We start from the raw sequence: 21,841 nt of genomic DNA, 5'->3' as shown, positions 1-21,841 counted from the left end.
GTTAACGAGGCGGTAGCTGAGCTTATTCAGCAGTATCCCATCAAATCCATTACAGCTGATAATGGTTCTGAGTTCGCTTCCTTGAATGAATTAGAAGGTGTTCAGGTTTACTATGCCCATGCTTACTCCTCATACGAACGTGGGACAAATGAGAACTTCAACGGCTTACTTAGAGAGTTCGTTCCTAAAGGTAAGTCGCTCAAGACTCTCACAGCTGAGGATTTAGCTAAGGCGACCTTAGCTATCAATCAAAGACCAAGAAGACTACTCAACTATCAAACAGCCTAGTCCCTCTTCAACTTGGTATCAGATAACAACTGTTGCACTTAACTTGACAATTCGGGACTTTTTTTGGAGATTAAAAATACCCAGATTTAACAACCTGGGTGGTACTGATTTATTAATCAATCGTTGAGTTACTGTAGCCGTATAGAACATAAATAAGAATACCAATGATAACAGCTACACCAAAAGCAATCCAAGTAACTATCATGAATTGACTCATTAGTGATAAACAAATGACGATTGAGATAATGGGCAAGAAAGGAACAAGAGGGGTTTTAAATTGATCCGCTTCTGTTTTCCCCTTATCCCGACGCAATTTAATCAGGGCTACTGCAAGAACAATCAGGTAAGCCAAGGTACAGATATTGACAAACTCTGCCAAGGCATTCAGAGGAACGATACCTGCAAAAATAATGGCAAAGAAACCTACCAACACCGTAGCATTATCGGGAATCTTCGATTTTTTTGAAATATGCCGAAATACTTTTGGCAAGAGACCATCTCGGCTGATACTATAAACTGTACGAGATAGGGCATAAGTCATTGAGATACAAACCGTGATTAGCGTCAAAATGGCAACCGTGGAAACGTAATTGGCTGCCCAAGACAGACCAACATGACGCAGGGCAAAAGCAACCGCATCGGCAACACCTAACTTAGTGTAATGGACAATTCCTGTCAAAACTAGGGTAACGACAACATAAAGAATCGTCACAATAATCAAAGATAGGGTAATGCCCCGTGGAACAGTTTTATGGGGCTCCTTAGCCTCATCAACTGTCATTGACAGAGATTCAAAACCAAGAAAGGCAAAGAACATAATTGAAGCCCCAGCAATCATCCCTGTTTTGCCCCCATAGAATTGACCGATACCATAAGGCATAAAGTTAGACCAGTTAGCTGTTTTAATAAAGAAGAGGCCAGTTATAATAAAAAGAGCCAGAGCTGAGAATTTCAAGATAACCAAAAAACTATTAAAGCGTAAAACAGACTTAGAATTCATCAAAACCAAGGCTGTCACAGCCACCATTACTAAAACTGGTAGCAAATCAATATAGGTTCCCTTGTTTGGATCAAATGTCCCATTTAGGGCCGTTGGTAGAGTAATATTGAAATTGGCCAAAAGTCCCTTGAGGTAGGTTCCCCATCCTGAAGCCACACTGGAGATAGCAATCAAGAATTCCATAATAATCATCCAGCCAACCATCCAAGCTGGAAATTCTCCCAAGGTAGCATAGGTATAGCTATAAGCACCACCATTAGCTGGTAAGCGAGAAGCAAACTCTGCATAAAAGAGGGCCGAAATTCCCACTGCAATTGCAGCAATAACAATGGAAATGACCAAACTAGGTCCAGCATAGTTAGCAGCACCGATCCCCGTAATGGTAAAGATACCAGTCCCTACCATTGACCCGAGACCAAGAAATACGAGGTCAGCTACCCCTAAACTTCGAGCCATTTCTGTTTTGATCTGACGAGGATCTTTTTTTCGAAAAATATTCACTTATCTCTCCTTGAATTTTCTACAATTGTAAGTTTATCATAGGGAAAATTGATTGTAAATACTTTTGAGCCAAAGGAAGCGCTTAGTCTCACTGCAGGGAGTCCTAAGGACAAAAGAAAAAGAGAGACGCAGCTAAGTTCTCTCTCAATCTTGTCATTCAATAGAGTCTACAAAAAAGGAGCTTAGCACCCCTTTTTCTTACTTTAGTTTTCGCTCTTGTTATCAGTTTCAGACATCTTTTCCTTTACTTCATCGTAAGAAAGAGCATGATTTTCTTTTTCTGATTGGTCTAGGTCTTCTTCAGGCATCTTACCTGTTTCGTAGATAGACTTGATTTGAGCAGCATCCAAGGTTTCGTATTTGAGTAGGGCTTCTGCAATCAACTTGTGGGTTTCACGGTTTGAATTGATAACATCTGCAGCCTTATTACGAGCTTCATTCAAGAGTTGGCGAACTTCTTCGTCAATCAGAACGGCTGTTTGACTAGAATAAGACTTATCGCCTGGCATTTGTCCAGGGTTCATGGCATGGTTGCCTTCATACTGAACAGGGCCAAGCTTATCACTCATACCGTACTCAGCTACCATGGCCCGAGCCAGAGCAGTGGCTTGTTCAAAGTCATTGGAAGCTCCTGAGGTTTGAACATTGAAGATGATTTCTTCAGCGACACGACCACCCATGAGACCAGCTAATTGTTCTTTCAACTCATCCTTAGACAGGAGGTTTTGATCTTCCTTAGGCAGGGAAATCATATAACCACCGGCACGGCCACGGGGGACAATCGTTACCTTGTGGACATCGCGGGCACTTGATAGAACCAGACCGACAATGGTATGACCAGCCTCGTGGAAGGCCACAATTTGCCGTTCTTTTTCAGAAACCTTCTTGTCTTTCTTAGAAGGTCCAGCAATAACACGGTCTTCAGCTTCATCAATATCGCTGGCATCAATCTTGGTCTTATTACGGCGGGCTGCAACCAGAGCAGCTTCATTCAAGACGTTTTCAAGGTCAGCCCCAACAAAACCTGGGGTTTGTTGAGCAATAACCTTGAGGTCAACATCATCCTTGAGTGGTTTATTTTTTGAATGAACCTTGAGAATAGCTTCACGCCCTTTGACATCAGGACGACCAACGAGGACCTTACGGTCAAAGCGTCCTGGGCGAAGAAGAGCTGGGTCAAGAACATCGCTACGGTTGGTTGCCGCAATCACGATAATGCTTTCGTTACCTTCAAAGCCATCCATTTCAACTAAAAGCTGGTTGAGGGTTTGTTCGCGTTCGTCATTTCCGCCACCCATTCCGGCACCGCGACGACGACCAACAGCATCAATTTCATCAATGAAAATCAAAGCTCGTTCAGCCTTCTTGGCATCTTCAAAGAGGGAACGAACACGACTAGCCCCAACCCCAACAAACATTTCAACGAAGTCAGATCCCGAAATGCTGAAGAAAGGAACACCTGCTTCACCAGCAACGGCCTTAGCTAGGAGAGTTTTACCAGTTCCGGGAGGGCCTTCAAGAAGAACACCAGTTGGAATACGAGCCCCCAATGACCGATATTTTTTAGGATTTTTCAGAAAATCAACAACTTCAACTAGCTCTTGTTTTTCCTCTTCTGCACCAGCAACATCAGAAAAACGAACCTTGATATCATCCTTGCTGGCAGCCTTAGCTTTGTTGCGTCCAAAACTCATGGCACCCCGGGCGCCGCCGCCACCGCCTTGGTTCATCATGAAGTAGAAAAGTAGTCCCATGATAACCAAAGGAACAAAGAGGCTAAAGACATAGGACATAATTGTCCCACTGGAACTTTCAGGAATAACCTTAATCTTAGTCTTTGACTCATCGGCTGCCGTTTGCAACTGTTCCATCGAACTATCACTAGGGAGAATAACCGATGTAAATTTAGTTACTTTTTCCGAACCAGAGGTATTCAAAAGATTAAAGCTGGAATTACTGGATGATGTCTTTTTAGCTTTGGCATAGTCTCCTGTTACCTTAACAACACTACCGCTTGGCTGATAGGTAACAGACTTAACATCACCAGATTTAATTTCTTTGACTAAAGTTGAATAACCAACTTCGCGTGTCTGACCAGAATCTCCTCGCAACCAAAAGTTAGCCGCTGTTACGGCAAGAACGATTAAAACGAGATAGATATAGCCATTTTTGACGAGACCATTTCTATTTTTATTATTCATTGACTAACAAATATCTTTCTAATTGCTTGTTTTATAAAACTCTTCCTTGAGAACACCGACGTAAGGAAGGTTGCGATATTTTTCAGCATAATCCAGACCGAAACCTACGACGAATTCATTGGGAACGTCATAACAGACATAGTCAGCATCAATATCAACAACCCGACCTTCTGGTTTATCAAAAAGCGTTGCAATTTTGACGGACTTAGCTTGACGATACTTAAACATATCTCGCAAATACAAGAGGGTACGACCTGTATCAATAATGTCCTCAACAAAGATGACATCACGACCTTCAATATTGGTATCGACATCTTTCAGAATTTTGACTTCACCGCTACTTTTGGTACCACCTTGGTAGGATGACACAACCATAAAGTCGATTTCAATATGCGTATCGATATGTTTAATCAACTCTGCCATAAAGGGGACTGCCCCTTTTAAAACACCGACCAGGAGAGGATTTTTTCCCTCGTAATCTTTAGTCAGTTGTTGACCAAGTTCTTCGGCCTTGGTTGCTATTTCTTCAGCAGAATAAAGGACTTTTTCAATATCACTATCCAGGGTCATAGGTCACCATTTTTTCTAGTTTTTATACACAATTTAGCTTTAATTGTAACACACTGAGATTCTTTTCTCAAATATAAGTGTCCTCCGACTAAGACAAAAATAATTTGATCATTCTGCTCAGCTACAATAGCCTGAGAACGTTCTTGAGTGGGAATTTTTTCGTCGATAAAAAGACGACGGATTTTCTTGTGAAAACTACCGAAATCAATACTGTCACCAGCCTGTCTCGGACGAAGGGTAACAGGCTCCAGACTGGTCATGGCAATCTCACCAGTCTGTCCAAATTCAAAGCTGGTTTGACCAAAACTGACGATATTGCCATATTTTAACACTTGCGCAGGGAAAACGCTATCCGTCCGAGGACCGATTTTATCCAAGTAAAATTGATCTTTTTGGAGGTGAAGATAGTAGCCTGCTTTCAGGTAGCTATCTTCTGGACTGGCCTGGCCAATTTTTTTTAGAAGGCTCTCAAACTGTGCCCTAGTCAGCGATAAATCTGGAAAATCCTCCAGATAATTTTGGAGCAAATAATACTGGACGGCAGGACTTTGTTTGCGGAAACTTTGCAGATTGTTTTCCTCTATGTCAGCCGTCAAATCGCTCAGGGCCATCAGTAAGTAGTCTGTTTCCTTGCCCAGCTCTCTTAGGGCAGCAGAAAACTTAGGGTTCTCCTGGGATAAGCTTGGCAAATAGTGGTGCCGAATGCGATTGCGCAGATAAGTATCACTCTGGTTGCTCTCATCCTCGAAGTGAAAAATATCTGGCAAATCCTTCTTTTCAATTTTTAAAAAAGGGCGAATCAGTTGGCCAGGGCCAAAACTTTTCACAGGCTGCATTCCCACCAGATGTCTGAGACGACTGCCTCGCAAGAGTCGCATAAAAATAGTTTCAGCCTGGTCATCAGCATGATGGGCAGTCACCAAGGCTGTATAGCCTTCTTCTTCCATAACTCTTTTGAAAAAATCGTAGCGAAACTCTCTGGCAGTTTTTTCTGAGAAGTTTCCAGAAAAATGGGCTAAATAAAATGGGACTTGATGATCCTGAGCCCATTTTCTCAGATAAGCCTCTTCAATCTCCGACTCTTGGCGCTGCTTATGATTGACATGGGCCAAACCAATCTGTATAGCTAAGTCTTCTTGATGAGCCTGCAAGAAAAGGAGTAAATTCATTGAATCCACTCCACCAGAAACAGCTACTAAAACCTTGTCATGTTGGGCAAAATATTCATGTTTTTGGATTTCTTGTAAAATTTTCTGCATCTTCATTTTAATATTCTATAGACATCATCGGCAATGGCTGTAATGTCTTCGTAGCTGGCATTTTCCGTAAATACAGAAAGGATAAAGGGAGTATCTCCATAAACAATGGCCACATCGTGACGGTAGTCATAGGCATCGCCAATCTTGTGGGCTACCTTAACTGAGATATTCTTAGAAATTCGCTGATTATCATAATCTGTTGACGATAGATAGTTAGTGATATCACCATTTTGCTTATAAATAGCTTCCATCATCTTGCCCGCAGTCTTAGCTGAAACCTTCCGGCTCTTCATGTCCCACTTCTCGCCAATAGCTGATTTTATGGCCTTTTGGAAGTCCTTATCATACTGATGGGCCACATAGTAACCCAGGATGTTTGTTGCAACATTATCAGAAAACTGAGTAACATGGCTCTCTAAATCACTGATGCTATATTTCTTATTGTCGGCAGTCTTGCTCATCGTGCCACTACCTTCAGTTTTGTAGGCATCCTTGAAACTATTGACAGCTGCAGTGTAGGTTAGGTTTTGGGAGCCTGTTATCTTGCCTTTATTCAATTGGTCTTGAACATAGTAGAGCAAGGGCAATTTGCTGACACTAGCTGAATACATAACCTTGTCTGCATTAATTTGCGCTTCCTTGCCATTGTCAAGCTCTTTGACATAAATACTATACTTACTGCTGTTGTCGTATTTCTGTTTAAGAAGTTCTTGGACCTTTTCAATTCGAACATCCTTCTGCGTCAGGGTCTTCTCATCCAACCACCCCTGGTCTTTGACGTAAAAATACTTGCCATGATGGGTTGTCGCCTGCTGGCTGACCTGAATTTTACTATAGGCTCTCAAGCTGTTTTTTTTAGGGGCCTGTCCAGAAACATAGGGATGCTGATAAACCTTGACTGAATCAGAAGTCCAATATTCCTTAGGTTTCTCAAGCTTCTGCGTCGTCAAAACTCGGTCATCATAGAAGTCCTGAAAACTAGCCTTAGCATAGTTGCCATTGGCCAACTGAAAAACAGGAATCCCCTTTTTATTAGCCATGATTTTCTTGAGGCTAATTTTTGAGTTAGGTTGAAGCCGGCCGGCTTTCTTAGAGAGAGCTGGGTCAGAATAAGTTGTGACTGTCTTGTAAACATTAGGATTTTGTGGCAGTTTAGCAAAGTACATGTAGGAAAAATTTTTGCTAGAAGACTCGTTTTTCTGTCGACTCCCCTTGTCCATAGGAAAGGCAACCAAAAAGACTTGCAGTAAAACCAAAAAGGCAAAGAGTTTTACTGTCTCATTGCCTGGCTTAATCCTCATGAGGATCCTCCTCCTTTAAGGATTGATTTTTTTGGTGGAGCTCCTCCAGCTTTTCATCGGAGTAAGCCAAAAATTTTTCAATTGTCTCAATCAAATTTTCCATAATTATTGGGGAACCAGTTCAGGAATAATAAAGGTCACTTCGCCTGAGTTGGAGTAATGGTACTTAGCCCTGGCATACTTTTGGACAAACTCATCGTCCTTGAGCTGTTTGGCTAATTGTTCTTCCTTACTGGTCTCTGCCTTGGTCTCCTTGTAATTTGCCTTCAGTTTAACGATTTCGGCCTTTTTGCTTTGCAAATCCCGATAGCTGGAAACCAAATTGTAGGTTGGCAAAATAAAAAGTAGAATGACAAAAATCAGGGTCCAGCCCATAAAACGATGGCGTTTGCGGGCTTCCTCTTCTTCGTAGCGCTTGGTTAAATTGGTTTCCTTGATATAGTCGTTGTTTAACTGAACAACCTTATCACTCTTGCTCATCTGCCTTTATCCTTTTTTCATTAAGAATTTCATACATTTTTTGGGCATCATCTTTCTTGGTGCTGTCCTTCATTTCTAGCACGCGCACCGTCAAGAGCTTGTTGCCAAAGCGAATCTCAATCTCATCATTGAGCTTCAAGTCTGTCGATGATTTAGCCAAGATACCGTTGACCTTAATCCGCCCCTTATCAGCCACTTCCTTGGCGACTGGACGGCGTTTAATAATCCGAGAGACCTTTAAATACTTATCTAATCGCATCTTTCCTCCAGAATTTAAGAGAATTTCTGTGTTTATAATTTTCCTTATTTTATCATGAATTTCTAAAAAACGCAGGACTTTATGCCTTTTGGCTAGCTTTTCGATCCTTGATTTCCGAGAATTGCTGGCCAAATTTGCTTAACTCTTCTAAAATTTCGTAGTCCTTTTTTCGGCGGCCATCAAAAATAACTTCGATTTGACCTTGATGCTCACCAATTCTAGCTTTGAGATTGGTTGCCGACAGGGCTTCAAAATAGTCCTGGGTCAAAAAGAGATTTTGGCTGACCTTTTCAAAACGGATGGTCACTTCCTCCTGCTTCTTCTCAGCTAGTTGAACAAAGACAGCATCCAGATAAGACTTGACCAGACCGATTTCTAACAGGTAGGCCACCTGGTCGGGATAGTCGCCAAAGCGGTCAATTAACTCAGACTGCAGGTTTTGGTAATCTTCCTGGGAGGAAATTTCCCGAATTCGCTTGTAGATTTCGATTTTTTGGCGCTCATCATCGATGTAGTCATTAGGAAGGTAGGCGTCAATTCCAAGATTGATTTCAGCATTGCCCTTCTGGCGGACCTGACTTTGGCCTTGTTTGTGCTGGATGGCTTCTTGCAACATTTGTGAATAGAGTTCAAAACCAACCGAGTCAATAAAGCCACTCTGGGAGGCCCCCAGAATATTGCCAGCCCCACGGATAGAGAGATCCCGCATGGCAATTTTGAAGCCTGACCCCAGCTCGGTAAAGCCTTTGATGGCATCCAACCTTTTCTCGGAAGCCTCACTCAAGACCTTATCAGGCTGATACATAAGGTAGGCATAGGCAATCCGATTACTACGGCCAACCCGGCCCCGCAATTGATAGAGGGTCGAGAGACCCATCCAGTCAGCATTTTCCACAAAGAGGGTGTTGACATTGGGCATGTCAATCCCTGTCTCAATGATGGTTGTTGCTACTAGGACGTCATAGACCCCATCTAGGAAGTCAAAGAGGGTGTTTTCCAGCTGGATTTCGCTCATCTGACCGTGAACGATACCAATATTAGCTTCAGGAACTAATTCCTGCAACTCCATGGCCTTGCGGTCAATAGTTTCCACTCGATTATAGACATAAAAAGCTTGTCCGCCTCGGTCAATTTCCCGAATGATAGCCTCGCGAATCATACCAGGATTGGTTTCTAAAACATAGGTCTGAACTGGATAACGATTGGTCGGAGGCGTTTCGATGACTGACAAATCCCGAATCCCCAGCATGGACATATGTAAGGTCCGAGGAATGGGCGTGGCCGTCAGAGTCAATACATCGGATTTTTTCTTGAGTTCCTTGAGCTTTTCCTTATGCTTAACCCCGAAGCGTTGCTCCTCATCAATGACAATCAGTCCTAAATCCAAAAATTCCACATCCTTAGAGAGTAGGCGGTGGGTCCCGATAATAATGTCAATTTGTCCCTTACTCAGAGCAGTCAGGGTTTCCGTTTGCTCCTTTTTGGTCTGGAAGCGACTGAGGATACCGACTTGGACGGCATAATTTTCAAAGCGTTCCTTGAAATTATTGTAGTGCTGCTGGGCCAGAACGGTTGTCGGCACTAGGACAGCGACCTGCTTGCCATCATTGACTGCCTTGAAGGCTCCCCGCATGGCCACCTCGGTCTTCCCAAAGCCGACATCACCAACCAAGAGCCGATCCATGGGTTTATCGGATTCCATGTCAGCCTTGACCTCCTTGATGGAGCGGACTTGGTCATCGGTTTCAACGTAGGCAAAGTCTTCCTCAAATTCCCTCTGATTGTCGTCATCGGCTGAGAAGGCAAAGCCCTTGAGCTGACTGCGTTCGGCATAGAGCTTGAGGAGGTCATCAGCAATATCTTCAACCTGCTTGGAGACCTTCTGCTTGGCCTTTTGGAAGCGGCCATCATTGAGCTTATTGATTTTGGGCTCTTTACCATCACTGGCCATATATTTGGACAGCAATTCAATCTGCTCAACAGGGATGGAAATCCTGTCATCATTTTGATACTGGACGGTCAGATAGTCTCTATGCACGCCCTTGATTTCGATGGTTTCAATTCCCAGAAAACGCCCGATACCATGGACATTGTGGACCACATAATCGCCCTTTTGTAGCTCATTGTAGTCCTTGAGTCGCTCGGCATTGCTAATATTTTGCCGGCGAATCCGCCGTTTGGGGGTCTTGTGGAAAATTTCTTTTTCTGTAATCAAGACCAGCTTTTGGTCAGCAAAGTAAAAGCCGTTGGTCAGATTACCCTGGGTCAGCTGAGCCATTCCCTGCTCTAACTCATCAGCAGCTACTATGGGCAGGTCACAAGCGTATTCCCGCAGATCTGCTTGCAACTTTTCCAGCTTAGCTTGCGAGTCAGCCTGCAAGATAACAGTCGCCCTAGTCTTGAGGTAACGGTTGATTTCATCCACCAATAGAGGAATTTGATTGAAAAATTCCTGCATAGCATACTGGGTGAAATTGTAGATCTTCTGGAAGCGAATATTACCCAGACCCTTGTGGAAATTAGAAAAGAAGCTGGCGGGTTGATAATTGCGTAAGTCCTGAAAAATATCAGCAAAATAGACCTGGTTGGAGACGGCCTTAGCCTGCTGCAAATTTTCGGTCAGGTAGTTGGTAATCTCCAGATTTAACTTGGCATTGCGGTCGGTTAACTTTTGAAAATCATCAAAAAATATTGGCGTCCCTTGGGGCAAATAATCCAAGAGACTGTAAGTTCTGTCATAAAAATAAGACAAAAACTTCTTAAAATCTTGATGGCGATGGCCATCGGCCAGAGTCGTATAGAGCCCTTCCAGATAGTCCTTGTGCTGGTCATTTTGAACACGCTCCAGTTCCACCTCTAACTTAGCCAGGGCAAGTCGCCGATTCTCCTGCGTCAAAACGGCCTCATCAACAGGGCTTAGGGTGAAGCTCTCTAGATTTTCCAGCGACTTTTGACTCTCAGGGTCAAAAGTCCGCAAACTATCTAACTCATCCCCGAAGAATTCCAAGCGGTAGGCCTGGTCTGTCTTGCCATCGTAGATGTCGAGAATATCTCCCCGCTGACTAAATTCGCCCAGTGAGAGCACCTGGGAGACCTTCTTATAGCCCAAACTGGTCAAGGTCTTAGCCAGACCAGACAGGTCATAATCCTGACCCAGGTTAAAGGTCAAAACAAAGCTGGCATAGTCCTGGGGATTGGGCAAAAGGACCCTGGCTCCCAAAAGACTGGTCACCAAAATACCAGATTTTCTCTCATCCAGCAAAAAATTAAGACTCTCCACCCGAGAGAGGGATTTTTCCTGCGAAGCAACAATAAACTCTGCCCCGACAATATCATCCGCAAAGAATTGATAGACTTGGTCATCACCCACAAGTCCCACGAGATCGCTAGCCAGATTTTCAGCTTCATTTTGACTGGCTGTCAGAATGACTAACTTACCTTGATTGGCTAAAAAGTTCCCCGCAATCGCCAAACTCTTACTGGCACCGCTGAGTCCCATGACCAGTTGGCGTCCTAAGAGACCTGTCTTATCCTGCCATTCTTGCAGTTGTTTATTTTGATTAAAAAGTTGTAAAAGTGTCTTATCCATTGTATTTTTGCATGGTCTGTTCAAAATCGTCAGACTCCAAATAAAAGTTAACAGCAGCAGCCACTCGTTCCAGAGAGGCTAAAATTGTCGCATAGTCATCCTGACTAAAGGTAGACAGGACATGATGGACCACCTTGCTACCAGGCTTGGGCCGGCCGATACCAACCTTGATACGGTCAAATTCCTGACTACCAATATGCTTGATAATGGACTTGATACCATTGTGACCACCAGCTGACCCTTTCTGCCGGAAACGAATCTTACCAACAGCCATATCCAAGTCATCGTAGATGACCAATAGGTCCGCAATAGCAATATTGAAGTAGGTCAAAAGGGCCTGGACAGCCTGACCACTCTCATTCATAAAAGTCAAGGGCTTAACGAAATAAACCTTCTCGTCATTAAGAAAGCTGGAGCCAACCAGGGCCTTGAAATTTTTATCCTCGCTAAAGGTTACATCCAGATTTTTTGTAATCTCATCAATGGCCATAAAGCCGATATTATGCTTGGTTTTATCATATTTTGAGCCTGGATTTCCCAGACCAACAATCAATTTTGTCATCTTATTTTTCCCATTCCATGCTCATCAAACTTCAAAATCTAATTTTTGATATTTTCTTAGGTAGTGCGGACGGAAGCAAACTCCTTTGAAGTTTCATTCCTAATTTTTGAACCTAAAGTTTCAAAAATCCCGTTATCAGTGACACTGTCAGTATCACTGATAATACCACTACAACGAAAATATCAGATTTGGCTCACTTCGTTTACAGATTAACCCAAAACAAAAGTTTTCAACTTGGAAACAATTTCAAGTTTGATTTTTACTCAGTATTAGAAAGACCAAAAGGACTGGAAGAAGGTTCCAGCCTTTGGTAACTATTATTTTTAAAATTAAACGTTGAAGCGGAACTCCATAATATCCCCATCTTGGACCACATAATCCTTACCTTCTTCACGAAGGCGACCAGCTTCCTTGACCGCTTTTTCTGAGCCATAGGCTACCAAATCATCATAGGACATGGTCACAGCTCGAATGAAGCCCCGTTCAAAGTCAGAGTGAATGATACCGGCAGCTTGAGGAGCCTTGATGCCTCGCTTGAAGGTCCAAGCCCGCACTTCCTTTTCGCCAGCAGTGAAATAGGTGCCCAAGCCCAGCAGATGGTAGGCCGCCCGAGTTAACTTATCCACACCGGATTCTGCAAGTCCCATGGCTTCAAGAAATTCACCCTTGTCCTCGTCGTCCAATTCAGAAATTTCTTCCTCAGCCCGAGCTGAGATAACCACGACTTCCGCATTTTCGGTCGTCGCAAACTCACGGATTTGCTTGACGTAGTCAATAGAGTCTGGATCAGCCACCTGGTCCTCATTGACATTAGCCACATAAAGAACAGGCTTGGTGCTCAGAAGAAAGAGTCCCTTAACAATTTTGGCTTCTTCGTCTGTAAAATCAATGGTCCGAGCAGACTTTCCATCTTCCAAGACTGGCTTAATCTTAGCGAGCACATTGAACTCGGCTACCGAATCCTTATCCTTTTGTGTACGGGCAATTTTTTCCACCCGAGCATATCGTTTATTGACAGACTCCAAATCCGCCAGAATCAATTCCAGATTGATGGTGTCAATATCAGCCAGAGGGTCAACAAAGGCATCCTCACGCCCTTGCTCCCGCATGACATTTTCATCGTCGAAAGCCCGAACCACATGAACAATAGCATCCACTTCACGAATGTTGGCCAAGAACTTATTGCCTAGACCTTCACCCTTAGAGGCTCCCTTAACAATACCAGCAATATCGGTAAATTCAAAGGTTGTGGGTACCGTCTTTTTAGGATGAATCAGTTGGGTCAATTTTTCCAAGCGTTCGTCCGGCACTTCAACCATACCGACATTAGGGTCAATAGTGGCAAAAGGATAGTTAGCCGCTTCTGCCCCTGCCTTAGTAATTGCATTAAAAAGCGTTGATTTCCCAACGTTAGGCAAACCAACAATACCAGCTGTTAAAGCCATTTTCTTATCTCCGTTCTCTCTTTTTGAGTCAGGAGATATTATACCATAAAAAAGCCTGCCCGTTGCAAGCTTTTTTTATCTAGCTAAGACAGCAGTTATAGTAACAAGCTTAAATCGCAAAACCAGTCAAAACCCTAAAAATAGAGGGCAAGTAAGAGTTGCTAGTCGCCCTTTCAAAAGTTAGAGATAAATTCTCCTCTTTTGAGCGGTCAAACTTATCTGGTGTTCTTGGATTATTTCTCCATCAACTGACAAAAGGGTACCATCGAAGAAAGTAAGACTGGTACCACTCACCAGCACCTGATGCTTTAAGTAGGGAGAGCTTTGATGCCGTTTAAAGACCAGGGTCAATAAAATCAGCACACGTTGCCAAAAGTGTTCTCCCTTAGCATAAACAAGGTCCAGTTGTGAAGAAAAAACACTAGCAGTGGGCCAAATCATCACGCCCCCACCAAAATAAGTATTATTAGCTAGAGAGAAGAAATAGACATCCTTAATTTCTAAGAGAACACCATTAATTTTCTTAATCTGAACACTTGCGACAGGATTTTTAAACAAGGATAAAATTGCAAGTAAAATATAAGTCAATTTTCCTAAATGGAGTCGATTAAGCATCTGCTTAACAACTGAATGAGCCGCACGATTGACCACCCAGGCTGAAAAACCCAAATCTAAGCTGTTGAGCAAGACACCAGCCGAATCCACAAAAATCGTTAATTCTCTGCTAGTTCCAGCTAAGAGATTGGCCATAGTAGTGGCTAGGTCTGGCAAGCTCAGGGCCTTAGCAAAGTCATTGCCTGAGCCAACTGGGTAGTAGGCAAAGGGAATATCTTCTGGCAAATAATAGAGCACCTTAGAAAGTGTGCCATCCCCTCCCAGAATCAAGAGACGGTCATCATCTGTCCAAGATTTTAGCACGCGCCTCACTTGGCACTTTTCATCATCTGGAGTAGCCGTATAAAAGATTTCCTGCTCAAGCTGAGGATAATTACTTTTAATTTTTTCCACAACCTGACTGGCCTGATGAGCGCCAGCATTGGGATTTGCAATAATAAAAAGGGTCATAGAACTTTCTTGAGCTTTCGCTCAAAATCGTGACGGCTGAGCATGACCACGTGATCACAATTGCTACAGCGAATCTTTATATCAGCCCCAACCCTGGTCACTTCCCAGCAATTAGCCTTCTTACCCGTCTCCTTAATGGTGCAGGCATGGGGTTTTTTCATTTCTACAAGCGAGCCAACTTGATACATAGTATCCTCCTCAATTTCAATCTGGCTTTATTATAAACAAATTGCCCTAGACTGACAAATCTACGAGTATTACCGTTTGGACAAATTCAAACCAAGAAAATATCACTGATTAGTTATAAAAAGAACCCAACAAAGTCAGGTTCAAAACTTTCAATTGACATCTCTCGAGCGGTCATATCTTGCTAAAAAAGCTGGGTTTTTTAGCTAATGGTATAAGGGCAGAGTGATACTTTCTCCAAAGTGGCATTATTAGCAACACACAGTTGGTGCTAATAACAAAAGATTGAGACTTGGGCTCAATCTTAGGAATAAAACTCCAACGGAGGTTGCTTCCGTCCGCACTTTTTAAGAAAGTAGCAAAATTGTAAAGTTTTGATTTTAACTCAGTATTAGTAAAAATTCTTTTCCCTATCACTTAAAAACAAAAAAGAAGAAGCCCAGCTAAGCTGGATCACTTCCAGAGATTATGAAAAAGATACGATAGTCTACGATACGAAGTGAGTTTAGACTGACGGATCCTGGTGCAGCGGAGTCGCACCAGGGAAAGTTTACGTCCTTAAACACAAAGAAAGAACCCAACCAAACGGTCAGGCACTTTCCGGAGATTATGAAAAAGAAAAGTTTATTTAGGATTGACTATAGTATAACCCCAGGCACTTAATTTCTGCTTAAATATTTTCATTGCTCAAAAAGATTTAATTGGTCCGAACTGGGGTAATCAGTTGGATAAAGTTTTCCCCATCATCACCTGGAGTTAGGGTGAAAGGACGAATCGGTGAAATAAAGCGAATCCGCACAGTTTCACTCTTGAGAGCCTTGAGAGCTTCAATCAGATAGGTTGGGTTGAAGCTAATGGTCAAGTCACTGCCACTGGTTTCCAGAGTATCAATTTCTTCGTTGACCTTACCAACTTCAGGAGAATTAACGTGGGCCGATACCTGACCATCGACAATTTCCAACTTAACGGTACCATTTTGGGTAGCATTAGAAATCAAGTGAGCCCGCTCCATAGCCGAACGAAGATTATTGGTATCAAAGAGAATTTCAGTCTCAAAATCACTAACCAAAAGGCGGTCAGTATCTGGATAAGCACCTTCTAGCATGCGAGCGTAAAAGGAAATAGTTTCACTTCTGAAAAGAATTTGACTACCTGATAGGAAAACTTCCACCGTTTCAATATCATCAGTAAAGACGGCTGCAAATTCACGCAAAGAGCGACTTGGCAAGACCACATCAAAGTTATCCCCAGAATTTTCCAAAACCAGCTTGCGTTGGCTCATCCGGTGGGAGTCCGTAGCAACAGCCTTGAAATTCTTATTATCGGTCAAAACCAGATGAATCCCTGTTAAAATTGGCCGACTTTCTTGAGTGCTGGCAGCAAAGGCTGTTTCAGCAATCAAAGTTTTCAAAACCTTGGTGTCAAAAATTAAGGGATTGCTGGTAGCAACTTCTTGCAAGCGAGGATACTGTTCAACATCCTTACCCTTGAGAGTGATTTCTGATTTACCGCTGGTCAACAGGACTTGACTGTGTTCAATTTCTTTAAAGTCCAGACTAACATCTGGCAGGCTGGAAACAATATTGATAAAGAAGTTAGCTTCCAAGAGGATACTACCAGTTTCTGTAATCAAGAGACCAGCATTTTCATTGTCGCTAGTAATGGAATTTTCAATAGAAATTTGTCCATTAGACCCTGTCAGGGTAATACCTGTAGAATGAACATCAATTTTAAGGCTAGAGAGAATTGGAATAGCGTTCTTACTACTGATAGCTCTTTTGGTGGTATTCAATGCCTGAAGAAAGAAGGCTTTATTTATCGAAAAGTTAATCATGAGGACTCCTTTATAGTATTAAGTATAAGTTTAGTAGTAGTAGTAGGTCTTGTGGAGGGCGTGGAAAAGTTTCTGCAAGCTTGAGCTCAATAGTCAGTAGCCTTGTGCACAAGCTGTGGATAAACTAGCTAGAAATCTTGCTCTTGTCCACAAGCCTATTTGATTTTATTTTTGATAGTCTCAATTTCGATTCGCAAACTGTCATCCTGGGCCAGCATATTTTTAATCTTATTATAGGCATGCAGGACAGTTGAATGATCACGCCCACCAAATTCTTTACCAATCTTAGGTAGGCTGTTATCGGTCATTTCCCGAGCCAGATACATGGCGACTTGACGGGCGAGAACAATGTTTTGATTGCGCTTGGTTGCTTTGATTTCCTTGACGGTAACGCCATAGAACTTGCTGACCTGGGTTTGGATCTCTTCAATCGAGATGATATTGATAACAGGTGCATCCTGTTTGCGAGCCCGAATGGCTTCGGCGGCCAAATCAACGGTAATGACATCGGCTTGCTTCACCGTAGCCACCAAATTGATATCCTTGAGGGCTCCTTCTAAATCACGGACATTGGAATCAAATTGACCGGCCAAATACTCAATCGTATCTTGGGAGAAGGTATAAGGAAAACCTTGCTCCAGAATCTTATTGGTTAGGATGGCAATCCGAGTTTCATAATCTGGCGGTGTAATATCAACTGTCAAGCCCCATTTAAAACGGGTTACCAGTCGCTCTTCCAGATTGTTGAGATGGTCGGGGGTCCGGTCACTGGTCAGGACAATCTGCTTGTTGTTAGCATGGAGGGCATTGAAGGTGTTGAAAAACTCTTCTTGAGTCCCTTCTAAAGTTTTCTTAGCCAAGGATTGAATATCATCAATCAGGAGCACATCCAGACTGCGGAAGTTCTCCTTGAGTTCTTCCATAGATTCTAAGCGAATATGGGTGACAAATTCATTGATAAAATTTTCCGCTGTAATATAACGAACCCTAGCATTAGGATTATTTTCCAAGACGGTATTACCAATAGCATTGAGAAGGTGGGTTTTCCCAAGTCCAGGACCTCCCCAGATAAAAAGAGGGTTGTAGGTAGTCCCAGGACTATTGGCAACAGCGATTGAAGCTGCCTTAGCCCACTTATTTTCATCCCCTTGAATAAAGTTTTCAAACTGATACTTGGGGTTTAAATTTGAAGAAACAGGCGGCTGGGCTGTTTGAGTAAGACTTTGCTGGAAATAGGCTCCTGCCTGCCCCCCTTGATTGGAATTGGATTCATTAACCAGAACAGTCTCAATCTCAGCACTTTCAAAAACATATTGGGCTCTAATTTGTTTATTAAAGACTTCAAATCCAGCGGTAATCAAGACCTGCTGGAGATTTTTTTCCCAAAAGAGTTCCTTCATGCGGTCAATATAGATGATAGCTGTATCATTTTCCACCTTAATCAACTGGGCATCCAGAACGAAGAATTCAAAAGTCGCTTGAGTGAGATGGTCTCTTGCTAATTCAAGGACCCTATTCCAAAAAATTGTTTCATTTTCTGTCATAGCTCTCTCCATTTTTTATACTCATTAAAATCAAAATTAACATTTTGATACTTTCTTAAAAAGTGCGGACGCAAGCAAACTTCTTACGAAGTTTCATTGCTAAATTTTGAGCCTCGGTCTCAAAATTTCCGTTATTAACAACAACTATTTTGTTGCTAATAATGCCACTTTGGAGAAAGTATCACTCTACCCTTAAATCATTGGCAAAGAAACTTTGCCAGTAAAAAGTTTTGAACTTCAATAAGTTTAAGAATATCTTGTACCGTATTTTAACATAAAAAGAAAAAGTTTTCCACAGGGTGTGAGAAAACTATACACATTATGTACTGAAGTTATCCACAAGTTGTGGATATACATAAAAAAGCTGTCAACTCAAAGCTTTCTTAGCTTTTTTGGTGTGGATAAGCTATCTCCTTAGAAAAGTAAAATTCACAGCCTAATTAAGCTTGTTGATAATTCTGTTCAAGTCATCTTGGGAGGAAAAGGTAATGGTCAACTTGCCAGCCTGCTTTTTGGTCATTGAGAGATTGACCGGCAAGCCGAGAGCTCTTGATAGATTTTCTTCTAAATCTTTCTTGAAGAGATTGGTTTGTTTCGCCTTCTTTTGCTTGGTCCGTGGTTTTGACTGTCTTTCTAATTCTCTGACAGACAACTTATTGTCTCTAATTTTGTTCAGCCAAGCCTCTTGTTCTTGGTCTCTCATTCCTAAGAGGAGACGGGCATGGCCAGAAGATAGGCTGCCGTCTTCAAGAGCTTTTTGTAAAGGAGCAGATAGATTCAAGAGTCGCAAAAAGTTAGTGATATAGGGACGCGATTTACCCATGTACTTAGCGATTTCTTCATGGGTCATCCGATTGGTTTCAATCAGATTTCGGTAGGCCTTGGCCTCCTCAATGGGATTGAGGTCAGATCGTTGCAAATTTTCAATGATGGCCTGAATGCGACTGTCTTGATCTGAAAGTTCTTTGATAATAGCCGGAATAGTCTCTAATTGCGCCAATTGGCAGGCTCGAAAACGTCGTTCGCCAGCTATCAATTCATAGCCAAAGACAGCTGATTTTCGGACAATAATGGGTTGAATCAGGCCGTTTTCTTTGATGGAATCGGCCAGCTCCTCCAACTCCTCCTGCTTAAAAGTTAAGCGGGGTTGAAAGGGATTGGGTGAGATATCGCTTAATTTCAATTCTTTTAATTCTACTGTCATGACCACCTCTAAAAAATACCTTTACAATAGTGTAAAGGTATTCAGTAAACTGTCAAGTTTTACTTACTGCTTGATGAGGATGAATCCAAATCATCGCTAGATTTATTCAATTTAATGTCAGCTGTCTTCTTGCTACCGTCGCGGTAGAAGGTCAGGGTGACGGTGTCACCAAGTTTGTGCTTGTAAAGTTCTTCTTGTAACTCAGCAACAGAGCTAACATCCTTATCATCTATCTTGGTGATAACATCGTATTCTTTCAACTTACCATCAGCTGGCATATCGGATTGGACAGAACCAACCACAACACCTTTGGTAACATCACTAGGAACATCAACCTTGTCCTTAACGGAAGAGCTTGCGCTGCTTAAATCGCCCATGGTAATGCCGAGGGCTGGGCGGCTAACCTTACCATTCTTTTCTAACTGATTAATAGTAGAAACAACATCATTAGAAGGGATAGCAAAGCCGAGACCTTCAGCACCCTCTAGAGAAATTTTACTAGAATTGATACCGATAACTTGACCTTCAATATTGATAAGGGCACCGCCTGAGTTACCAGGGTTGATAGCCGCATCGGTTTGGAAGGCTTTGGTTTGGATTGTTGTTCCATCTTCAGCGGTCAGAGTTACTGTTCGGTCCAAAGCTGAAATAATACCTTGAGTAACAGTATTAGCAAATTTCTTGTCTAAAGGGCTACCGATAGCAATGGCTGTTTCACCAACCTTAACAGATGACGAGTCAGCAAACTCAGCTACCTTAGTCACCTTATCAGAGGAAATCTTGATAACAGCAATATCGGAATAAGTATCTGAACCGATTAATTCCCCTTTGATGGCTTTACTGCGATCAGTTTCACCACCCAACATGAGAGTTAGTTTCTTAGCGCCACTAACAACATGGGCATTAGTAACGACATAGGCACTTTTTCCATCTTTTTTATAGATAACCCCAGAACCTTGAGCAACTGGAGTCAAGCCATCCTTATCCTTTTCCAAACCAGCTTCATCAGCAGCCTTGGCTTGAGAATCAGACAGCTCTTGGTAATTATTAACTGTGACAACAGCATCCTTAACCTTATCTACAGCCTTTGTGACGTCAGATGAATTATTGTATTGGGTATGGCTGACGACATTTTTGCCCAGAGATGTATTGATACCACTCATTTTTAGCATGACGAAGGTTGCCAATAAGCCACCTAGAAAACCAATCAGTAGCATCAAGAAAGGTTTTAGGATTTTTTTCCAAGAAATCTTTTTAACTTTTTTCAATAGTCAATCCTCCGAAATAAATTTTTCTTTTTTAAAAGACCTTTTAACTATACCCTATTGTCCAGTAAAAAGCAAGAATTCACAGCTTGTGGATAAGTTTAAACAGAACTATAAATATAGCCGTTGAATCGAGTAATCATAGCATCTTTGGATTGTGGAAAACTTGTGGATATGAGACTGTGTTATAATGTTCTTATGAAAATTAAGCTGATTACAGTTGGAAAACTTAAGGAAAAATATTTAAAAGATGGGATCCAGGAATATGTCAAGCGTCTGGGGCGTTTTGCTAAATTTGAAGCTATCGAGCTACCAGACGAGAAGACACCAGATAAGGCCAGTTCTGCCCAGAACCAGCAGATTATGGCCAGGGAGGCTGAGCGAATTATGGCTAAGGTTGCCGAGCGTGATTTTGTCATCGTCCTCGCCATTGAAGGTCAAGAATGGACCTCAGAGGACTTTTCCAAGAAGTTAGCCGATGCTACCCTGAGAGGCTTTTCTGATATTACCTTTATTATTGGAGGAAGCTTGGGTCTAGCACTTCAAATCAAAAAGCGAGCTAACCTCCTAATGAGCTTTGGTCGCTTAACCCTGCCCCACCAACTCATGCGGTTAGTTTTGGTTGAACAAATTTATCGGGCCTTTATGATTCAAGAAGGCAGTCCCTATCATAAATAAAACAAGAGGCTGGGGGCTTGTCATCCCAACCTCTCTATTTTTTACATCAAACCATTTGACGCAGTGGTTGATTTGTGATGATTGTCTTGAAGCCTCAGCATTACCCCAGCACATGCCAACAAACTGGAGGTAAAGTTCTTAGTCCTTACCATGCCAGTGAATAGACCAAACAGTCCGGAAGACTGTTTGAGAAAACCAAATCAATTGTTAAGCAATACCGATTTTGGTCTCATTCCTTGATTTTTTTTCAGTAAAAAAATGATTCCAGCAGGATTCGAACCTGCGACCGTTCGCTTAGAAGGCGAATGCTCTATCCAGCTGAGCTATGGAACCAGCTCTTTTATTCTATCAAAAGAAAGCTTTGCCTGTCAATATGGCCGAAAATACAGAAAACGGTGACTATAGGGGGTAGAAGTTTTTGGCGATACTTGCTTAAAAAAATATAAAAATAATTTGAAAAAACTATTGACACAGAACAAAGTCTAGGATATACTATTTAAAGTCTGGTCCGTTGGTCAAGGGGTTAAGACACCGCCTTTTCACGGCGGTAACACGGGTTCGAATCCCGTACGGACTATGATAAGACTTTTAAGTTGTCAATGGTTTGGCG

Annotated in this window: 19 protein-coding genes and 2 tRNA genes; 3 read left to right on the top strand and 18 right to left on the bottom strand. The window is 42.3% G+C overall.

The window, feature by feature from the left end:
* Positions 1 to 288 (top strand): IS30 family transposase (locus BS63_RS01000000110915; RefSeq protein WP_032798556.1); only part of this gene is annotated, 288 nt, incomplete at its 5' end.
* 112 nt (positions 289 to 400) lie between these two features.
* On the opposite strand, the gene BS63_RS0104965 is transcribed toward BS63_RS01000000110915, so the two are convergent.
* The 17 genes from BS63_RS0104965 to BS63_RS0104885 form a co-directional block, all read right to left on the bottom strand.
* Positions 401 to 1,789: an amino acid permease gene (locus BS63_RS0104965; RefSeq protein ID WP_002959961.1), complete on the bottom strand. Its 1,389-nt coding sequence runs from the start codon at positions 1,787 to 1,789 to the stop codon at positions 401 to 403.
* Between the two features lie 203 nt (positions 1,790 to 1,992).
* Entirely contained in the window at positions 1,993 to 3,990 is a 1,998-nt protein-coding gene (gene ftsH, locus BS63_RS0104960) for an ATP-dependent zinc metalloprotease FtsH (protein WP_019771350.1), read from the bottom strand.
* Between the two features lie 18 nt (positions 3,991 to 4,008).
* Positions 4,009 to 4,560 (bottom strand): hypoxanthine phosphoribosyltransferase, encoded by a 552-nt coding sequence (hpt, locus tag BS63_RS0104955; RefSeq protein WP_002959958.1) that lies wholly within the window; start codon positions 4,558 to 4,560, stop codon positions 4,009 to 4,011.
* Entirely contained in the window at positions 4,557 to 5,825 is a 1,269-nt protein-coding gene (gene tilS / locus BS63_RS0104950) for a tRNA lysidine(34) synthetase TilS (RefSeq protein ID WP_002959957.1), read from the bottom strand. Before tilS ends, hpt begins: the two co-directional genes overlap by 4 nt.
* The gene (locus BS63_RS0104945) at positions 5,822 to 7,120 is read right to left on the bottom strand and encodes a serine hydrolase (protein ID WP_002959956.1); all 1,299 of its coding nucleotides are present in this window, start codon (positions 7,118 to 7,120) and stop codon (positions 5,822 to 5,824) included. The genes tilS and BS63_RS0104945 overlap by 4 nt, the downstream gene beginning before the upstream one ends.
* The gene (locus BS63_RS01000000110910; RefSeq protein ID WP_019769099.1) at positions 7,110 to 7,223 is read right to left on the bottom strand and encodes an SP_0009 family protein; all 114 of its coding nucleotides are present in this window, start codon (positions 7,221 to 7,223) and stop codon (positions 7,110 to 7,112) included. The genes BS63_RS0104945 and BS63_RS01000000110910 overlap by 11 nt, the downstream gene beginning before the upstream one ends.
* 2 nt (positions 7,224 to 7,225) lie before the next feature.
* Positions 7,226 to 7,600, bottom strand: coding sequence for an FtsB family cell division protein (locus BS63_RS0104935; RefSeq protein ID WP_002959952.1), 375 nt, complete (start codon positions 7,598 to 7,600; stop codon positions 7,226 to 7,228).
* The gene (locus tag BS63_RS0104930) at positions 7,587 to 7,859 is read right to left on the bottom strand and encodes an RNA-binding S4 domain-containing protein (RefSeq protein ID WP_002959951.1); all 273 of its coding nucleotides are present in this window, start codon (positions 7,857 to 7,859) and stop codon (positions 7,587 to 7,589) included. The genes BS63_RS0104935 and BS63_RS0104930 overlap by 14 nt, the downstream gene beginning before the upstream one ends.
* A gap of 79 nt (positions 7,860 to 7,938) precedes the next feature.
* Positions 7,939 to 11,448, bottom strand: a complete 3,510-nt coding sequence (mfd, locus tag BS63_RS0104925; protein WP_002959949.1) for a transcription-repair coupling factor — start codon at positions 11,446 to 11,448, stop codon at positions 7,939 to 7,941.
* Positions 11,441 to 12,010 carry an aminoacyl-tRNA hydrolase gene (gene pth, locus BS63_RS0104920; RefSeq protein ID WP_019769101.1) on the bottom strand — a complete coding sequence of 190 codons (570 nt, stop codon included), beginning with the start codon at positions 12,008 to 12,010 and terminating at the stop codon, positions 11,441 to 11,443. The genes mfd and pth overlap by 8 nt, the downstream gene beginning before the upstream one ends.
* A gap of 329 nt (positions 12,011 to 12,339) precedes the next feature.
* Positions 12,340 to 13,455 carry a redox-regulated ATPase YchF gene (ychF, locus tag BS63_RS0104915; RefSeq protein WP_019776480.1) on the bottom strand — a complete coding sequence of 372 codons (1,116 nt, stop codon included), beginning with the start codon at positions 13,453 to 13,455 and terminating at the stop codon, positions 12,340 to 12,342.
* Between the two features lie 180 nt (positions 13,456 to 13,635).
* Positions 13,636 to 14,520 (bottom strand): diacylglycerol/lipid kinase family protein, encoded by an 885-nt coding sequence (locus BS63_RS0104910; protein ID WP_002961256.1) that lies wholly within the window; start codon positions 14,518 to 14,520, stop codon positions 13,636 to 13,638.
* Positions 14,517 to 14,708 (bottom strand): DUF951 domain-containing protein, encoded by a 192-nt coding sequence (locus tag BS63_RS0104905; protein WP_002961258.1) that lies wholly within the window; start codon positions 14,706 to 14,708, stop codon positions 14,517 to 14,519. The genes BS63_RS0104910 and BS63_RS0104905 overlap by 4 nt, the downstream gene beginning before the upstream one ends.
* 695 nt (positions 14,709 to 15,403) lie before the next feature.
* Positions 15,404 to 16,540, bottom strand: a complete 1,137-nt coding sequence (gene dnaN / locus BS63_RS0104900) for a DNA polymerase III subunit beta (RefSeq protein WP_002962485.1) — start codon at positions 16,538 to 16,540, stop codon at positions 15,404 to 15,406.
* A 155-nt stretch (positions 16,541 to 16,695) separates the two neighbouring features.
* A complete protein-coding gene (gene dnaA / locus BS63_RS0104895; protein WP_002962486.1) occupies positions 16,696 to 18,084 on the bottom strand; it encodes a chromosomal replication initiator protein DnaA in 1,389 nt (462 codons plus the stop codon).
* Positions 18,085 to 18,520: 436 nt separating this feature from the next.
* Positions 18,521 to 19,288: a ParB/RepB/Spo0J family partition protein gene (locus BS63_RS0104890; protein ID WP_002960391.1), complete on the bottom strand. Its 768-nt coding sequence runs from the start codon at positions 19,286 to 19,288 to the stop codon at positions 18,521 to 18,523.
* A gap of 59 nt (positions 19,289 to 19,347) precedes the next feature.
* Positions 19,348 to 20,556 (bottom strand): S1C family serine protease, encoded by a 1,209-nt coding sequence (locus BS63_RS0104885; protein ID WP_002960389.1) that lies wholly within the window; start codon positions 20,554 to 20,556, stop codon positions 19,348 to 19,350.
* A gap of 195 nt (positions 20,557 to 20,751) precedes the next feature.
* Here BS63_RS0104885 and rlmH point away from each other — a divergent pair, with 195 nt between their 5' ends.
* Positions 20,752 to 21,231: a 23S rRNA (pseudouridine(1915)-N(3))-methyltransferase RlmH gene (gene rlmH / locus BS63_RS0104880; protein WP_028798461.1), complete on the top strand. Its 480-nt coding sequence runs from the start codon at positions 20,752 to 20,754 to the stop codon at positions 21,229 to 21,231.
* A gap of 259 nt (positions 21,232 to 21,490) precedes the next feature.
* Here rlmH and BS63_RS0104875 read toward each other — a convergent pair.
* Positions 21,491 to 21,564, bottom strand: a tRNA-Arg gene (locus BS63_RS0104875).
* A gap of 172 nt (positions 21,565 to 21,736) precedes the next feature.
* On the opposite strand from BS63_RS0104875, the gene BS63_RS0104865 reads away from it, so the two are divergent.
* Positions 21,737 to 21,808 (top strand) — tRNA-Glu (locus BS63_RS0104865).
* The last annotated feature ends 33 nt before the right edge of the window (positions 21,809 to 21,841 follow it).

This window comes from Streptococcus sobrinus DSM 20742 = ATCC 33478 (assembly GCF_000686605.1).
Taxonomy (GTDB): Bacteria; Bacillota; Bacilli; order Lactobacillales; family Streptococcaceae; genus Streptococcus; species Streptococcus sobrinus.
The sequence above is the reverse complement of the archived record's forward strand: the minus strand, read 5'-3'. Positions and strand labels throughout refer to the sequence as shown.

Bases quoted from the DNA above. Each gene is read 5' to 3' on its own strand.
- tilS (WP_002959957.1), bottom strand. From the start codon at position 5,825: ATGAAGATGCAGAAAATTTTACAAGAAATCCAAAAACATGAATATTTT.
- BS63_RS0104910 (WP_002961256.1), bottom strand. From the start codon at position 14,520: ATGACCCTTTTTATTATTGCAAATCCCAATGCTGGCGCTCATCAGGCC.
- pth (WP_019769101.1), bottom strand. From the start codon at position 12,010: ATGACAAAATTGATTGTTGGTCTGGGAAATCCAGGCTCAAAATATGAT.
- dnaA (WP_002962486.1), bottom strand. From the start codon at position 18,084: ATGACAGAAAATGAAACAATTTTTTGGAATAGGGTCCTTGAATTAGCA.
- mfd (WP_002959949.1), bottom strand. From the start codon at position 11,448: ATGGATAAGACACTTTTACAACTTTTTAATCAAAATAAACAACTGCAA.
- hpt (WP_002959958.1), bottom strand. From the start codon at position 4,560: ATGACCCTGGATAGTGATATTGAAAAAGTCCTTTATTCTGCTGAAGAA.
- BS63_RS01000000110910 (WP_019769099.1), bottom strand. From the start codon at position 7,223: ATGGAAAATTTGATTGAGACAATTGAAAAATTTTTGGCTTACTCCGAT.
- BS63_RS0104890 (WP_002960391.1), bottom strand. From the start codon at position 19,288: ATGACAGTAGAATTAAAAGAATTGAAATTAAGCGATATCTCACCCAAT.
- rlmH (WP_028798461.1), top strand. From the start codon at position 20,752: ATGAAAATTAAGCTGATTACAGTTGGAAAACTTAAGGAAAAATATTTA.
- BS63_RS0104905 (WP_002961258.1), bottom strand. From the start codon at position 14,708: ATGTATCAAGTTGGCTCGCTTGTAGAAATGAAAAAACCCCATGCCTGC.
- ftsH (WP_019771350.1), bottom strand. From the start codon at position 3,990: ATGAATAATAAAAATAGAAATGGTCTCGTCAAAAATGGCTATATCTAT.
- BS63_RS0104930 (WP_002959951.1), bottom strand. From the start codon at position 7,859: ATGCGATTAGATAAGTATTTAAAGGTCTCTCGGATTATTAAACGCCGT.
- BS63_RS0104935 (WP_002959952.1), bottom strand. From the start codon at position 7,600: ATGAGCAAGAGTGATAAGGTTGTTCAGTTAAACAACGACTATATCAAG.
- BS63_RS0104945 (WP_002959956.1), bottom strand. From the start codon at position 7,120: ATGAGGATTAAGCCAGGCAATGAGACAGTAAAACTCTTTGCCTTTTTG.
- dnaN (WP_002962485.1), bottom strand. From the start codon at position 16,540: ATGATTAACTTTTCGATAAATAAAGCCTTCTTTCTTCAGGCATTGAAT.
- ychF (WP_019776480.1), bottom strand. From the start codon at position 13,455: ATGGCTTTAACAGCTGGTATTGTTGGTTTGCCTAACGTTGGGAAATCA.